The organism is Desulfuromonas sp. KJ2020 (genome assembly GCF_024197615.1).
Taxonomy (GTDB): Bacteria; Desulfobacterota; Desulfuromonadia; order Desulfuromonadales; family SZUA-540; genus SZUA-540.
Genome location: NZ_JAKUKE010000001.1, coordinates 792,773 through 807,939 on the forward strand (window position 1 = coordinate 792,773; position 15,167 = coordinate 807,939).

The following is a 15,167-nucleotide window of genomic DNA, read 5'->3' on the forward strand; positions in this document are numbered from 1 at the left end:
GATCTGGTTTTATTTGTCTTTGACAGGCGTGGGGGTTGCCCCTTTTTCCACTTTCATGCTGATGTTGCTGTTGACCCGGACACCCTCTTCAACGATCAGCACCGGCGTCTCGATATTACCCTCCACCATCGCCGGGTTACGTAGTTCGACGCGACTGGAGGCTTTAATATTTCCCTTGAAACGACCACTCAGTATAAGGCTTCCAACCGTTATCTCGGCTTGAATGTCAGCCGCCTCTCCCACAATCAACGTATCTTTTGAGGCAATTTCTCCTCGAAAGGCTCCATCCAGTCGGACAATGTCGTCAAAAACAAGCTTGCCCTCAAATTCGCTACCGGGTCCAAGGAAGGCCTTTATCTCGCGCTTTTCAATGGGCGTTTCTTTTTTCATCGCGTTATCTTCCTTTTTAGTAAACATGGCAGAGAGACTCCCCTCTAACTAATCTATAAAGTGAGGCCCAAGACTTCCATTAATCTTTCCAGCTCTTGCGGCGAAAAATAAGTGATTTCAATTTTGCCGCCTTTGCCTTTGGCCGAAATTTTTACCTGAGTCCCCAAGGCTCTTTTCAGCTCTCCAGCCAGATGGACCAACTCCGGGTTTTCCACCTGCTTCGTTTTCGGCTTGGCGACCACCCCAAAACTCTTTATTTTCTTTACCAGCGCTTCCGTTTCCCGAACAGAGAGCTTTTTCTCCAAAACCTGGTTTCTGGCTTCGACGATATCCTCATCCGACTCAAGCGAAAGCAGGCTTCGTGCGTGGCCCATAGTCAGACGGCTGCTCAACACATCGTCACGAACAGGATCCGGCAGCCTTAGCAGCCGCAGCGAGTTGGCCACGGTCGACCGGTCTTTGCCAACCCTTCGCGCGACTTCTTCCTGTGAAAGATCGAAACCATCCATAAGGTTTCGATAGGCTTCGGCCTCTTCAATGGGGTTCAAATCCTCCCGCTGGATGTTTTCTATCAGGGCCACTTCCAGGGCCCAGTCTTCCGACACATCCTGAATAACGACGGGAATCTCTCGCAATCCCGCCTTTTGGGCAGCTCTCCACCGGCGCTCTCCCGCTATGATCTGATAAGAATCCTCGACTCTCCGGACCACGAGAGGTTGAATGACCCCCTTCTCCTTGACCGAGGCGACGAGTTCGGCCATTTTTTCATCGTTAAAAGTTTTGCGGGGCTGTTTGCTGTGCGGTTTTAGCTCTTCGATGGGACATAGAAAATACTTCCGCCCCCCTTCCTGGGTGGCGGAATTGAGCAAAGCGCCTATTCCTTTTCCCAGCGCCGGACGTTTGGCCATATCAACTCTCCATCTCTATGATTTCCTTAGCTAATTCCAAGTAAGCCATTGCTCCGCGAGAGGTGATATCGTATAAAATCACCGGTAATCCGTGGCTGGGCGCCTCGGACAGGCGAACATTTCTGGGAATCACCGAATCGAATACCTTGTCGGAGAAATGGTTTCGTATTTCTTCACTTACCTGGTGAGACAAATTATTGCGCCCATCGAACATGGTCAGCAGAATTCCACCAATTTTCAAGCGAGGATTCAACTCTTTCTGAATAAGGCGTATGGTCTTGGTCAACTGGCTCAATCCTTCCATGGCATAAAATTCACACTGGAGCGGAATAAGAACCCTGTCGGCCGCGGTCAGAGCATTGACCGTCAGCAACCCGAGAGAGGGCGGACAGTCGATAATAATAAAATCATACTCGGATTCTACTTCCCGCAAAACGCCCTGCAACTTTACTTCTCTGGCCAGGGCCGATACCAGTTCAATTTCAGCCCCAATAAGATCAGTATTAGCCGGCAAAATATCCAAGTTGGGCATCTGGGTGTGAAGGAGAATGTCTTTGGCTTTGGCCTCACCCAACAAGGCATTATAGATCGTCAATTCCTGAGAACCCTTATCCACGCCAAGTCCGCTGCAGGCATTCCCCTGGGGATCCATATCCACCAGAAGTGTCTTTTTTTCAGCGGCAGCCAGTGAAGCTGACAGGTTTACAGCCGTGGTAGTCTTTCCCACTCCACCCTTCTGATTGGCTACAACAATAATACGGGCCATCGAGTCTCTCCTCACCCTCATTTCAAGAGGCCAAAGATTACCACAACAGGGGTCTTCGTCCAAGAAAAAAGCCCTTTATTACAAGGTCTTATTTCACTTCAAGATATAGTCTATCCTGCCGACAAACCACAAGATCTTGGGCTCACCAACCCCTCTTGAAACACCAAAAGGGTTCTCTTCGCCCCGGAAAAAGGTAGTTCCAGGCATTTTATTTCCAGACAACTCACACCCAACTCCTGGAGCCAGGGACGGTTGGACTCATATTCGGCCTCGCCCTCCGGGCCCTTCATACTAACAATGCGGCCGCCCGGCTTAAGGAAGGGAAGGGCGAACTGTATGAAGGTTCTTAAGTCTGAAAAAGCCCTGGAAATGACGACATCAAAAGCATGGTCCATCTCTTCCCTGGACGACAAAATCTCGGCCCGCCCGTGACAGGACTCGATACCAGAAAGTTTCTGACTACGACATACATGACGTTGAAATAGAATTTTTTTTTGGATGGCATCAACCAGGACGACCTGTAACTCGGGCAAGACAATCTTCAGAGGGATACCAGGGAGCCCAGCCCCTGAGCCCAAATCAAGGAGATTTTTTCTCCCAGAAACGAGTGGACAAACCGTCAAGGAGTCAACAAGGTGCTTCTCAATCGCTTCACTTCTGTCTTTGATGGCGGTTAGGTTTATTTTTTTATTCCATGCCAGCATCTCATCGAGGTAACTCAGCAGAGCTCCTACTTGTGAACCAGACAGCTTCACGCCAAACCTAGAGGCTCCCTCCTGCAAAAGGGTCTCATCTTTCACTTGTGGCGCCTCAAGAGGATGGTCAAAATCGCGATGGCAGCCGGGGTAACTCCCGGAATTCTTGCAGCCTGCCCCAAATTTACAGGCCGAACCCTTTCCAGCTTCTCCCTGACCTCCGCTGTTAAACCTGACACGGCCCGATAATCGAAGCTTTCGGGAATCAAAACTTCCTCCGTTTTTCTAAATCGCTTGACCTGCTCTTCCTGTCGTCGGATATAGCCCTCGTATTTAACCTCAACCTCCAAAAGGTTCAATACCGCTGGTTCCAACAAAGCCAAATCAGGCGCCAAAAACTTCACATCCTCAATCGCCAACTCTGGCCGACGCAGAAGCTCTTCCAGAGTGAGGGCGTTTTTCAATTCTTCCAAACCCAACCTAGCAGAAACCTCCCTATCTGCAGGTGTAATGCGGTTTCGCTGGAGAGTTGTTCTTCCCTTTGCCAAAGCCTCCATCTTGTCATTAAATGAGCGCCATCGTTCCCCATCAACAAGCCCAACCTTCTGGCCCACTGGCGTTAAACGCTGGTCAGCATTATCTTCACGCAGCAACAGTCGATGCTCTGCCCGAGAAGTGAACATCCGATAAGGCTCCTGCGTCCCCTTATTCACAAGATCATCGATCAGCACGCCAAGATAACCCTGGTCTCGGCCTATAACTACCTCATCATGACCCTTGGCAAACAGCGCGGCATTGATACCCGCAAGCAATCCCTGGGCGGCGGCCTCTTCATACCCCGAAGTCCCGTTGATCTGACCGGCATGGTAAAGACCTGTTATTTCTTTGGTGGCAAGAGTCGGTTTCAGTTGGATTGGATCCACGAAATCATACTCGATTGCGTAGCCGGGACGCATTATTTCGACATTTTCAAGACCTTCAATGGTCCGCAGAAAAGCGAGCTGCACATCGGGAGGCAACGATGTTGATACGCCATTGGGGTAAATCTCCAAACTATCCAAGCCCTCCGGCTCCAAAAACACTTGGTGCTGAGCCTTTTCACGAAAGCGAACAACCTTGTCTTCAATAGAAGGACAATACCTGGCACCAACCCCCTCAATAACCCCCGAGTACATCGGGGACCGACCCAAGTTATTGAGAATGATTTCGTGGGTTTTTTCGTTTGTATAGGTGATAAAACAGGGCCTCTTATTTACCGGTCTGTGCTTGGGAACAAAAGAAAAAGGCTCAAAAAACTCATCACCCCACTGTTGCTCAAGACGTGTAAAATCGATACTTGCCGCAGACAATCGCGCCGGCGTTCCGGTCTTGAGACGCCCTACCGAAAAACCCAAAGACTTCAACTGAGCTGACAGCCCCTCCGAAGAGGGTTCGCCTGCTCGCCCCCCAGGATAATTCTGCATACCCACATGAATCAATCCCCGCATAAATGTGCCGGTAGTCAACACAACGGATCTCGATTGGAAAACAATCCCTTCGCGCGTCTCTACCCCGGACACACCCTGCCCATCCAACATGAGACGAACCACAACCCCCTGCTTGAGGTCGAGGCCTGGCGTTTGCTCGACCACACCCTTCATTCGCCGACTATAAAGGTAGCGGTCAGCCTGCGCTCTCGACGCTCTTACAGCCGGCCCCTTTTTTGTATTCAGGGTCCGGAACTGTATTCCGGTCGCATCGATATTTCTCGCCATCTCACCCCCGAGCGCATCAACCTCCTTGACCAGGTGCCCCTTAGCCAACCCCCCAACAGCAGGGTTACACGACATCTGGGCAACCGCATCAAGACTGATGTTCAACAAAAGAGTGACACACCCCATACGAGCAGCAGCAAGGGCCGCCTCACAACCAGCATGGCCAGCACCCACCACGATTACATCATAGATTTTCCCATAATCACTTTTCATGACGACCATGTTTCACGTGAAACAGTTTATTTTCCGATACAGAACTTACTGAAAATACAGTTCAAAACATCATCAGGGGTGGTCTCGCCGGTGATCTCACCGAGGTGGGATATCGCCTCGCGGAGGTCCATTGCCAGGAATTCGGAAGAGAAGTTTCCTGTGGCATTTTCCAGAAAACCTTGAAGACTTTGGCGGCAGCGTAGAAGAGACTGGAAATGTCGACGATCAGAAAGCATAAAGGACTCGCGCTCCTCCTGAGACCTGTCCTTAAGGATGATTTGCTTAATGCGCTTAATGAGTTCATTGATACCCTCGCCGGTGCGTACAGAAACGCTGACATGGGGTATCGCAGAAAATAGAGGGTCCAGTGAGGCCGGGGAAAGGTCGGCTTTATTTACGACCAGAAGTGAGGGGATATTCTCAAGCAAATTCAGTGCGAGACGATCATCGGGGGTAATCCCGATATGTCCGTCGACAACCAATAAAACAAGATCGGCGCCGGCAATTTTATCTTTGGCTCGCTTAACACCTTCAGCCTCGACTATATCTTCCGTGTGTCGAACACCGGCGGTATCTATGAGCCGCAAGGATAAACCGTCCAACAGAACCGTTTCCTCAAGGGTGTCTCGGGTAGTCCCGGCCACATCCGTAACAATCGCCCGCGATTCACCTAAAAAGGCATTTAGAAGAGAACTTTTACCGACATTAGGACGACCGAAAATTAATACAGAGACCCCTTCCCGTATGACCCGACCGGAGTTAAAAGTAGACAATAAGTGATCAATATCTTCTACTAACTGGTGAACCTGAAGGGAGATGCCATCAAAGGTTTTAGGATCGATTTCATCTTCAGGAAAATCAATATCAGCTTCCACGTGTGACAAGACGTCGAGAAGGGTGTTTTTGTACTGCAAAAGTGACCGATGCAATTTGCCTTGAAGTTGACTAACCGCTATACGTGCGGCGCCCTCACTCCGAGACCTGATGAGATCAACGATAGCTTCAGCACGAGTTAGATCAATACGGCCGTTTAAAAAGGCGCGATAAGTAAATTCTCCTGGGGAGGCGAGTCGGGCCCCAGACTCAATTAAAAGGTCGAGAATCTGCGTGACCACGACGGATCCACCGTGGCAATGAATTTCTACAACGTCTTCCCTGGTGAAAGACTTAGGACCACGCATGAGCACGGCCATAACTTCATCAATCATAAGGCCATTCGCTTTTTGGATATGGCCGTAGTAGAGATGATGCGTGGACAGGTTGTCAACGGGTTGGCTGGGAAAAAAGCAGGTTTTTAGAATAGTTTCGCTCAAAGGCCCCGACATTCTGATGATGGCAATACCACCTTCACCAACAGCGGTGGCCGGAGCTGCAATTGTATCCTCTGAATACACCTTTACCCTCGCACAAGAGACGCCATGAGACAGGAAAAGTCAAACAGCCCCTCCCCAAAAATACCTAAAAAACCCTACAACAGAAGAAGGTGTTTTAAAGAAATGATTTCCAACCAGGTACCCTTACAAACGTGAGATAAAAAACCAATCCCAGAGATTGCTAGATTTTTACGGCAGATTTATTAATCAGATATTGTTGCAAAATAGTGAGAACATTATTTACGAGCCAATAAATAACCAGTCCAGAAGGGAAATTAAGAAAAAGAAAAGTGAAAACAATGGGCATGACCATGAAAATTTTAGCCTGGGTAGGATCCATGGTCGAGGGAGTCATTTTCTGCTGCAAGAACATGGTACCGCCCATAATAATAGGGGTAATATAGTAAGGGTCTTTGGCAGAAAGGTCGGTTATCCAGAACGCAAAGGGTGCGTGTCTTAAATCTATATTTCCAAGCAGAACCTTATAGAGTGCAAAAAAGACTGGAATCTGTATAAGCATGGGAAGGCACCCCCCTAAAGGATTGACCCTTTTTGTTTTATAAAGTTCCATAATTTCGCGGTTAAGACGCTCTTTATCATTCTTGAACTTTTCCCTGATTTTTTGCATCTCAGGTTGCAGGGTCTGCATGGCCTTCATAGAAGAATAACTCTTCTGGGTTAAGGGCCAGAAAACTATTTTAATAACAACAGTTAACAAAATGATGGCGACACCGTAGTTCCCGACAAAGCTATAAAAGAAGTTCAGGACGAAAAGCAGGGGCCTGGCAATAAAATCAAAAATACCGAAATCGATAATTTCAGAAAGACGATAATTGACCGATTCAAGAATACCAGGGTCGCGAGGACCCATATAAACAAAGTAGTCGAATGAAACAGATGTCTGTGGCAGAAGGGTCTGGAGGGGCGCCTTGACTTGATTTAATATGGAATTTCCCTCACGGTAAATTTTTAGACTTTCGAGGGCATTATCCAATGGAACAATAGCAGACATGAAGTACTCGTCTTCAAAAGCTGTCCAGATAATATCGTCACCATACTCAACGGTCTCTTCAATAGCTTTCTTTTTGACAGTATCAACGTCATCTTTGACCAAAGTAGCGGGACCAACGAAGGAAAGACTGGAAGACTCGTTAAGCCTTTCGAAAGGGTTTACCAGTGACAGGGAAATCTTCCCATCAACGGTTTTGTCAGAATTATTGTAGACAAGAATCTGAGTGGGAAAATGATATCCACTCCCTTCAAGAGAGTATTTTTTAACCAGGGTGATCCCGTGATCATTTACAACCTGAAATGAAAGTTCTTTTTTGTCTCCCGGTTTTATATAAATGTAGTCTTCTTCAACATTAGCCTGAAAAAGATCATCTTTTCTAAAAAAGAGAAAACCTTCCCCAGCACTGGTAAGGGTAGGCTGCAAAGGATTTAACACCAAATTAACAAAACCAGCCCCTTCTTTAGCTGTCTCTTTATATTTTTTTAACTGAAAACTCTTTAAATTGGCTCCGGCATTAGAGAAAACGGCGATATAATTATCAGTTTCCACCGTAATTTCACGAATTTTGATGTCTTTTAGGGTATGATCCGAGACCGGGAGTGTATCTCTCACCATTTTTGGTTCAAGAGAAGCTGAAACCACTGTCTTGACCTGCTTCTCGTTGGAAGAAACAGTTTCAGACTGAACTGATGCTTGATCAACCTGGGTTTGAGAATAAAGGGTAAAACCAACCCAGACAACCAGCATAAGAACCAGGGCAATAATAGTATTTTTATTTTCCATATCACGTTCTCCAGAAAAACATCAGGCGGGATCATAACCCCCGGGATGAAAAGGGTGACATTTCATTAAACGAATGAAAATTTTGAATAGGCCTTTCAAAAATCCATATTTTTCAAGACATTGAATGGCATATGAACTACAAGAGGGATAAAAACGGCAGGAAGGCGCCTTTAACGGCGATATAAAAATCTGGTAAAGTCGAAGAAAGGCAATTAAGAGTTTCCTAACCATAGAGATTATTTATTCTCATTTCCTTGGGTAAGGAAATTGAGTTCCGAGGAAACTTGAGCGTAAGTGAGAGTGGATGCGCCTCTTTTGCAAATAATAGAGATATCAGTAAAGTCAGGTAATTCGTAATAGTGTAGCCTGAAAAATTCCCTGATAAGGCGTTTAATGTGATTTCGCTGAACGGCGTTCCCTGTTTTGCGACTGGCCGTAATACCCAATCGTTTTTCAGGCCTGTCTTTACTGACCTTATAAATAACAAATGATTTGGTGCGATAAACCGATCCATTTTCCCGCACTAACATAAATTCCCACCTGTTTCGCAAGCGATAACCAGGTGGGAATTTATAGGAGCGGTTTAAGGACACGAGTCGTTTATTTTTTAGGAATAGAAACGACCAGTTGTTTCCGTCCACGAGCGCGACGGCGTTTCAACACCAGCCGGCCATTTTTGGTTTGCATACGCTGCCGAAAACCGTGCGTTCTTTTTCTACGAATTTTGCTAGGCTGATAAGTACGTTTCATATCAGGTCAACTCCCTTTTTGAAATCATTTAAAACAAATCGCATTTTTACCTTTAGAGACTACCGAATGTCAAGAAAATTTTTAAAAACACACAAAGAAGCAGACTGGCATCACATTCATGGGGCCTAAAAAAATCTTGCAAAGAATCAGCAGCTTTGGTACTTTCACTGGCAGGTTTAAAGGCTTCTGATTCCAAAAAGGTCTTTCCTGTTCAATGTTTTAGAAATATTCACAGTTGTGGAAAACTCTGTTAATATCCTCCCTCGCCATCCCTTTTTAAGTAACCAGCAAGTAAAGAATTAAGTCATGAATAAACTTTGGCGAGAAACACTGGGGCTATTGGAGCAACAACTTCCGCCCCAGCATTTCTCCACGTGGATAAAACCAATTCGCTTTATAAGCGTCGATAAGGACCTGGTCAAACTCGAGGTTCCTAATCGTTTTATATTAGACTGGATCAACGAGCACTACCTTTTTTTAATTAAAAAACTATTGGAAGAGGTGGGCGCTATTCCCTATCAGGTCAAAGTTAAAGTAGGAGCCAGTCCAAAAGAGGCAAAGGTTAATCAATTTAAAGAAACAAACAAAGAGCCTTTAAAACCAAATACAGAAACCCTTTCCCACCAAAAGGATAATACCTGGAACGGGGCTATAAACCTCAATCCAAAATACACTTTTGAGGAATTTGTTTCGGGATCCTCCAACCAGTTTGCTTCAGCAGCTGCCATGGCTGTTGCCAACAACCCCGCTACGACATACAACCCTCTTTTTATTTACGGCGGCGTGGGCCTTGGAAAAACGCATCTTATAAATGCAATAGGAAATAAAATTCTTACAGAGAATCCCTCAATGAAGGTCTGCTATTATACTTCTGAAAAATTCATGAACGAACTTATAAACTCGCTAAGATATGCAAAAATGGATGAGTTTAGAAACAAGTTCAGAAGTATGGATGTACTTTTAATTGACGACGTTCAATTTATTGCCGGGAAAGAAAGAACACAGGAAGAATTTTTTCATACATTCAATTCTTTATATGAATCACATAAGCAAATTGTTGTAACATCAGATAAATTTCCTAAAGAAATACCAGGTCTTGAAGAAAGACTAAGATCTAGATTTGAATGGGGTCTAATAGCAGATATACAAGCTCCTGACGTAGAAACAAAACAGGCTATTTTAAAAATGAAGGCTGAACAAAACAGAATACATCTACCAGAAGATGTTGCACTATTTTTATCTAATTCAATAAGTAGTAACGTCAGAGAGTTAGAAGGATATTTAGTGAGACTTGGTGCATATGCAAGTCTTACAGCAACACCAGTTTCACTAACAATGGCCAAAGAAGTTTTAAAGGACATTCTGGTAGAAAAAAATAAAGAAATAACGGTCGAAGAAATACAAAAAATAGTAGCTGCATACTATAACTTAAAAATAATAGACCTTAAATCTTCTAAAAGATTAAAGACTTTAGTATTGCCAAGACAAATAGCAATGTATTTATCAAGACAATTGACATCATGCTCTTTTCCAGATATAGGCGAAAAATTTGGGGGTAAGGATCATTCAACCATCATACATGCTATAAAAAAAATAGAAAAAGCCATGGATGACGATATGCAACTAAGAGTAACAATATCTAATATAAAAAACAGTATAACAAATTAGTTTTTAGGTTGTTAAAAACCTCAAAATAGCTTGTTAATAAAGCATTTTTTATCCACAGGAAAAAAATCTGTGTAGGTTTATCAACAAAACAGTACTTTTTTCATATAAATTGTCAACATAGTTTTAAACAACCTAACTACTTAAAAAAAAAGATATTTTTAAAAAATTAAAGAAATTAACAACCCCTACTATTACTACTATGTTTTAAATAAAAACATAATAATAATAGTAGAATAAAACTCAGGAGCTAAAAATGCATTTTACTATATCAAAAGATTGTTTTCTTCGAGGTTTAGGAAAAGTGCAAGGAATTGTTGAGAAAAGGAATACAATTCCAATTTTATCAAATGTACTAATAGAAGCCAAAAATAATGAAGTAATTTTTACTGCAACGGACCTGGAAGTTGGAATTCAAACATCATATGAATCGAATGTTAAAGATCCTGGAAAAATAACAGTATCAGCAAAAAAGATTTATGAAATAGTAAAAGAATTACCTGACTATGAAATATCTTTTAAATCAAAGGATAATTCTTGGATAGAAATAAAATGTAATAAATCCATATTTAATATAGTTGGACTCTCTTCAGATGAATTTCCTTATTTTCCAGAATTTGATAATATTAATTTTATTGATATTAATTCTGAAATAATAAAAGAAATGTTAGAAAAAACTTCCTTTTCAATATCAAATGATGAAACAAAATATAATCTAAACGGAATTTTCATAAAGAAAATAAATATCGAGTCTATTATCAAACTCAGATTTGTTTCAACAGATGGTCACAGATTATCTTTAATACAAAAAAACATTGAAATGGGAGATTTTCCTGAACTGACTAAAGGAGTTATAATTCCCAAAAAAGGTATAATGGAATTAAAAAAATTATTAGATGATAGTGTAAATAAAATAAATGTCGGATTCATTGATAACAACGCTATAATTAGACAAGGTAAAACGAATTTATTGATGAGATTGGTTGATGGAGAATTTCCTGATTATGATAGGGTAATACCTAAAGAAAATAATATAAATATAGAGATTGATGTTGATAATTTTTTTCACGCTTTAAAAAGAATTAGCATTTTAGCAAGTGAAAAATCAAAAGGTGTAAAACTTTCGTTCAACGAAAATAATTTGATTATATCGTCTTCTAATCCTGATTATGGCGATGCTAAGGAAGATATTGCTATTGTCTATAGTGGTCCAGATTTATCTATCGGATTTAATGCAAAATACTTGTTAGATATATTAGCGAGTTTTAGCGATAAAACCTTTAAATTATCAGTCAAGGATAATCTTTCTCCAGGATTGATTACACCAATTGATAATACTGATTACTTTGCCGTGGTCATGCCAATGCGTTTATAATCAAACTAGTATGATTTTAAAAAACATTGATATCCAAAATTTTCGTAATTTAATAAATATTAATATAAATTTTTCTGATAAATTTAATATTTTTTTTGGTGATAATGGCCAAGGTAAAACTAACATTATTGAGGCTATATATTTATTAGCCAATATGAAAAGCTTTAGATCTGGAAATAATTCAGATTTTATTAAATTTAATGAAAATAAAGCTTCTATAAGTTCTGATATAAGATTTTCGAAATATAATAGGAATTATAAACTTATTATAAATAATGAAGGGAAAAGTTATTTTTTAGATAATAAAAAACCTACTTATTTGAACGAATATCTAGGAAGCCTAAAGGCTGTAGTTTTTAATCCAGAAGATTTAAATATAATTAAAGGATATCCACAGCAAAGAAGAGCTCTATTAGATAGAGCTATTTTTCTTTCTAATTCAAATTATTTGTCAAAAATTTTATATTTCAATAAATGCTTGAAACAAAGGAATACAATTTTAAAAACTAATCCTAAATATATCGGAGCATATACTGATATTTATTTGAAATCTTCGTATGAGATTTATAAAAGTCGCATCGAATTTATAGAAAAAATAAGTCCATATTTTAAAAATATATATTCCTCCATTTCAAATAGTCGTGAAACACCAGATATTATTTATACAAATCGTGATCCAAAATTTCTTTTAGAAAAACTGACAGTAGATTTAGAAAAAAACAATTTTAGGGAAGTAGAATTAGGCCAGACAATTTACGGACCTCATAGAGATGACCCTCTATTTTTATTAAATAAAAATTCCATTAAAAAATATGGATCCCAGGGACAACAAAAATCTTTTATTTTAGCATTTAAGGCTGCTCAAATATTAGAACTAAAAAATAGCATTGGAATCTCGCCTATATTAATTTTAGACGATATGACAAGTGAATTGGACAAAAGTAGACAGAGTTTTTTTTATGATTTTCTTTTAAATCAACATGGGCAGGTTTTTATTACAAGTACGGATAAATATTTGCTCAAAAGTAATCGACTATCATGTGAATTTTTCGAAGTCTTAAATGGCAGAATTAATTAGGTAAAGGTTTTTTAAAATGACTGAAACAAATTTAACGGGATACGGAGCAGAAAGTATAAAAGTCTTAGAAGGTCTTTCAGCTGTACGTAAAAGACCTGCGATGTATATTGGTTCAACCGGTCCAATGGGTTTACACCATCTCGTATATGAAGTAGTTGACAATTCAATTGATGAAGCTCTTGCTGGTTATTGTGATGAGGTTGTCATCACAATTCATCTCGATGGATCGGTCACGGTGGAAGATAATGGTCGGGGTATTCCAGTCGATATGCATCCAACCCAGAAAAAAACCGCCGCTGAGGTAGTTATGACTGTACTTCATGCCGGGGGAAAGTTTGATAATGACACTTATAAAGTATCGGGTGGACTTCATGGCGTTGGTGTATCCGTTGTAAACGCTCTTTCTGAAAAACTCGATCTTGAAATTCGTCGAAACAATAGAATTTACAGACAAAGTTATCTAAGAGGGGTTCCCAGTGCCCCTTTGTCTGAGCACGGGGAAACAAAAAAAAGAGGAACTAAAATTACATTCTGGCCAGATGGTGAAATTTTCGAAACAACGGATTTTTCATTCGAAATACTCTCACAGCGTTTGAGGGAACTGGCTTTTCTTAATGCCGGCGTGAAAATAAACATCAGTGATGAAAGAAACGAAAAGAGTCATGAGTTTCATTATGAAGGAGGTATAGCCTCGTTTGTCGAATATCTGAATAGGGCCAAGACCCCGCTTCATCCGACGCCTATTTATTTTCACGGCCAAAAAGAGGGTGTCGATCTCGAGGTGGCTATCCAGTACAACGACGGCTACGATGAAAAAATATTTACATTTGCCAATAATATCAATACCCATGAAGGGGGTACCCATCTTATAGGGTTTAAAGCTGCCTTGACCCGTACAATGAATTCCTACGCTACGGCCAACAACCTGCTTAAAAATATCAAAACTGCCATTTCCGGTGACGATTTACGGGAAGGGATGGCAGCCGTTATTTCTGTTAAACTTTCCAATCCTCAGTTTGAGGGACAGACCAAAACCAAACTCGGTAATTCCGAGATTAAAGGTTTTGTCGAAACCATGATGAATGACAAACTAGCGATTTTCCTTGAAGAAAATCCTCAGATCGCCAAAAAAATATTGGAAAAGGGTATTGAGGCTGCCCGGGCCAGGGAGGCGGCCAGAAAAGCCAGAGACCTGACTCGACGCAAGGGTGCTCTAGACGGTTTGGCGCTGCCAGGCAAACTGGCTGACTGTCAGGAAAAAGATCCGGCACTCTGTGAAATTTATCTTGTCGAGGGCGACAGTGCCGGTGGGAGTGCCAAACAAGGTCGTGATCGTCGCTTTCAGGCCATTTTGCCGCTGAAAGGAAAAATTCTTAACGTCGAAAAATCCCGGTTTGATAAAATGCTCACCTCCAATGAGATCCGTACGTTGATTACGGCCATGGGAACGGGTATCGGCAAGGAGGATTTTGACATTTCCAAAATGCGTTATCATCGCATTATCATCATGACCGATGCGGACGTCGACGGTTCCCACATCAGAACCTTGCTTTTAACCTTCTTTTTCAGGCAGATGCCAGCCATGATTGAGAAGGGTTACCTTTATATTGCTCAGCCTCCTCTTTTTAAGGTGAAGAGGGGTAAAAAAGAAATTTACCTCAAGGATGAAATGTCTCTCCAGGAATACCTTCTCGATGAAGGAACCGAAGGGATGACAATTCAGATGGAAAAGAGTGGAAAAGCTATTAGGGGTAAACAGATTATCCCGACCCTTAAAAACATTATCGACTACAATACACTCTTTGAAAAAATGGTCCGAAAAGGGGTCAATAGGGAACTGCTGCGTATTTTTGTCCATGGAAAAGTGCAAAATGGGTTCTCCGATATGGAAGATCTTTCTCCGTTGGCCGACAGGTTAAAGACCTTGGAGCCACGTGCGGATTTTGAACCCATTAACGATCCGCCCCGGATACTGTTCACTCTCGGTAGTATCAGAGCCCGGATAGATCAGAACATTCTTGAAATTCTCTCCTCCCACGAGTATACGCTGCTCCTGCAGGCGTATCGGAAAATCGAGGACATTTGCCGGGACGAAAAAGCTTTTGTCTCTTCGGAAGGCAAAGAGGAGGCCAAAATAGACACCGTCCAGGATCTGCTGACCTTCTTTATGGATCGCGCTAAAAAAGGACAATACATTCAGCGCTATAAAGGCTTGGGAGAAATGAACCCCGAACAATTGTGGGAGACGACCATGGATCCCGATAAACGGGTTCTGCTTCAGGTGAAAGTTGAAGACGCCGTGGAAGCGGATGAAATATTTACCGTTCTGATGGGGGACCAGGTAGAGCCAAGAAGAGAATTCATCGAAAATAACGCTTTGAATGTATCGAACCTCGACATCTGAT

The 15,167-nt window shown here is 42.0% G+C and carries 14 protein-coding genes; 4 read left to right on the forward strand and 10 right to left on the reverse strand.

Annotated features, from left to right (window positions below):
* Positions 1 to 9: 9 nt before the first annotated feature.
* From MJO47_RS03590 to rpmH, 10 genes are all read right to left on the reverse strand, one after another.
* On the reverse strand, positions 10 to 417 hold the full coding sequence (locus MJO47_RS03590; RefSeq protein WP_253959749.1) for a polymer-forming cytoskeletal protein: 408 nt from the start codon (positions 415 to 417) through the stop codon (positions 10 to 12).
* Positions 418 to 443: 26 nt separating this feature from the next.
* Positions 444 to 1,298 carry a ParB/RepB/Spo0J family partition protein gene (locus tag MJO47_RS03595; RefSeq protein WP_253959750.1) on the reverse strand — a complete coding sequence of 285 codons (855 nt, stop codon included), beginning with the start codon at positions 1,296 to 1,298 and terminating at the stop codon, positions 444 to 446.
* A gap of 1 nt (position 1,299) precedes the next feature.
* Positions 1,300 to 2,064: a ParA family protein gene (locus tag MJO47_RS03600; RefSeq protein WP_253959751.1), complete on the reverse strand. Its 765-nt coding sequence runs from the start codon at positions 2,062 to 2,064 to the stop codon at positions 1,300 to 1,302.
* A gap of 110 nt (positions 2,065 to 2,174) precedes the next feature.
* Complete coding sequence (gene rsmG / locus MJO47_RS03605; protein ID WP_253959752.1) at positions 2,175 to 2,864, reverse strand: 16S rRNA (guanine(527)-N(7))-methyltransferase RsmG; 690 nt, start codon at positions 2,862 to 2,864, stop codon at positions 2,175 to 2,177.
* Positions 2,861 to 4,726: a tRNA uridine-5-carboxymethylaminomethyl(34) synthesis enzyme MnmG gene (mnmG, locus tag MJO47_RS03610; RefSeq protein WP_305882391.1), complete on the reverse strand. Its 1,866-nt coding sequence runs from the start codon at positions 4,724 to 4,726 to the stop codon at positions 2,861 to 2,863. The genes rsmG and mnmG overlap by 4 nt, the downstream gene beginning before the upstream one ends.
* A 26-nt stretch (positions 4,727 to 4,752) precedes the next feature.
* The gene (gene mnmE / locus MJO47_RS03615) at positions 4,753 to 6,120 is read right to left on the reverse strand and encodes a tRNA uridine-5-carboxymethylaminomethyl(34) synthesis GTPase MnmE (protein ID WP_253959754.1); all 1,368 of its coding nucleotides are present in this window, start codon (positions 6,118 to 6,120) and stop codon (positions 4,753 to 4,755) included.
* Between the two features lie 160 nt (positions 6,121 to 6,280).
* The gene (yidC, locus tag MJO47_RS03620) at positions 6,281 to 7,894 is read right to left on the reverse strand and encodes a membrane protein insertase YidC (protein WP_253959755.1); all 1,614 of its coding nucleotides are present in this window, start codon (positions 7,892 to 7,894) and stop codon (positions 6,281 to 6,283) included.
* 21 nt (positions 7,895 to 7,915) lie between these two features.
* Complete coding sequence (gene yidD, locus MJO47_RS03625) at positions 7,916 to 8,125, reverse strand: membrane protein insertion efficiency factor YidD (protein ID WP_253959756.1); 210 nt, start codon at positions 8,123 to 8,125, stop codon at positions 7,916 to 7,918.
* A 5-nt stretch (positions 8,126 to 8,130) separates the two neighbouring features.
* Entirely contained in the window at positions 8,131 to 8,535 is a 405-nt protein-coding gene (gene rnpA / locus MJO47_RS15580; RefSeq protein WP_371926620.1) for a ribonuclease P protein component, read from the reverse strand.
* Complete coding sequence (gene rpmH, locus MJO47_RS03630) at positions 8,495 to 8,644, reverse strand: 50S ribosomal protein L34 (RefSeq protein WP_253959757.1); 150 nt, start codon at positions 8,642 to 8,644, stop codon at positions 8,495 to 8,497. The genes rnpA and rpmH overlap by 41 nt, the downstream gene beginning before the upstream one ends.
* A 306-nt stretch (positions 8,645 to 8,950) precedes the next feature.
* Here rpmH and dnaA point away from each other — a divergent pair, with 306 nt between their 5' ends.
* The 4 genes from dnaA to gyrB all read left to right on the forward strand — a co-directional run bounded on the left by dnaA (position 8,951) and on the right by gyrB (position 15,166).
* Positions 8,951 to 10,312: a chromosomal replication initiator protein DnaA gene (gene dnaA, locus MJO47_RS03635; protein WP_253959758.1), complete on the forward strand. Its 1,362-nt coding sequence runs from the start codon at positions 8,951 to 8,953 to the stop codon at positions 10,310 to 10,312.
* Between the two features lie 253 nt (positions 10,313 to 10,565).
* On the forward strand, positions 10,566 to 11,684 hold the full coding sequence (gene dnaN / locus MJO47_RS03640) for a DNA polymerase III subunit beta (RefSeq protein ID WP_253959759.1): 1,119 nt from the start codon (positions 10,566 to 10,568) through the stop codon (positions 11,682 to 11,684).
* Positions 11,638 to 12,762, forward strand: a complete 1,125-nt coding sequence (locus MJO47_RS03645; protein WP_253959760.1) for a DNA replication/repair protein RecF — start codon at positions 11,638 to 11,640, stop codon at positions 12,760 to 12,762. The genes dnaN and MJO47_RS03645 overlap by 47 nt, the downstream gene beginning before the upstream one ends.
* A gap of 16 nt (positions 12,763 to 12,778) precedes the next feature.
* Positions 12,779 to 15,166 carry a DNA topoisomerase (ATP-hydrolyzing) subunit B gene (gene gyrB / locus MJO47_RS03650; RefSeq protein WP_253959761.1) on the forward strand — a complete coding sequence of 796 codons (2,388 nt, stop codon included), beginning with the start codon at positions 12,779 to 12,781 and terminating at the stop codon, positions 15,164 to 15,166.
* Position 15,167: the final 1 nt, after the last annotated feature.

Coding starts and splice junctions, on each gene's coding strand:
- MJO47_RS03590 (WP_253959749.1), bottom strand. CDS start 417: ATGTTTACTAAAAAGGAAGATAACGCGATGAAAAAAGAAACGCCCATT.
- MJO47_RS03595 (WP_253959750.1), bottom strand. CDS start 1,298: ATGGCCAAACGTCCGGCGCTGGGAAAAGGAATAGGCGCTTTGCTCAAT.
- MJO47_RS03600 (WP_253959751.1), bottom strand. CDS start 2,064: ATGGCCCGTATTATTGTTGTAGCCAATCAGAAGGGTGGAGTGGGAAAG.
- mnmG (WP_305882391.1), bottom strand. CDS start 4,726: ATGAAAAGTGATTATGGGAAAATCTATGATGTAATCGTGGTGGGTGCT.
- yidC (WP_253959755.1), bottom strand. CDS start 7,894: ATGGAAAATAAAAATACTATTATTGCCCTGGTTCTTATGCTGGTTGTC.
- yidD (WP_253959756.1), bottom strand. CDS start 8,125: ATGGTTAGGAAACTCTTAATTGCCTTTCTTCGACTTTACCAGATTTTT.
- rpmH (WP_253959757.1), bottom strand. CDS start 8,644: ATGAAACGTACTTATCAGCCTAGCAAAATTCGTAGAAAAAGAACGCAC.
- dnaA (WP_253959758.1), top strand. CDS start 8,951: ATGAATAAACTTTGGCGAGAAACACTGGGGCTATTGGAGCAACAACTT.
- dnaN (WP_253959759.1), top strand. CDS start 10,566: ATGCATTTTACTATATCAAAAGATTGTTTTCTTCGAGGTTTAGGAAAA.
- gyrB (WP_253959761.1), top strand. CDS start 12,779: ATGACTGAAACAAATTTAACGGGATACGGAGCAGAAAGTATAAAAGTC.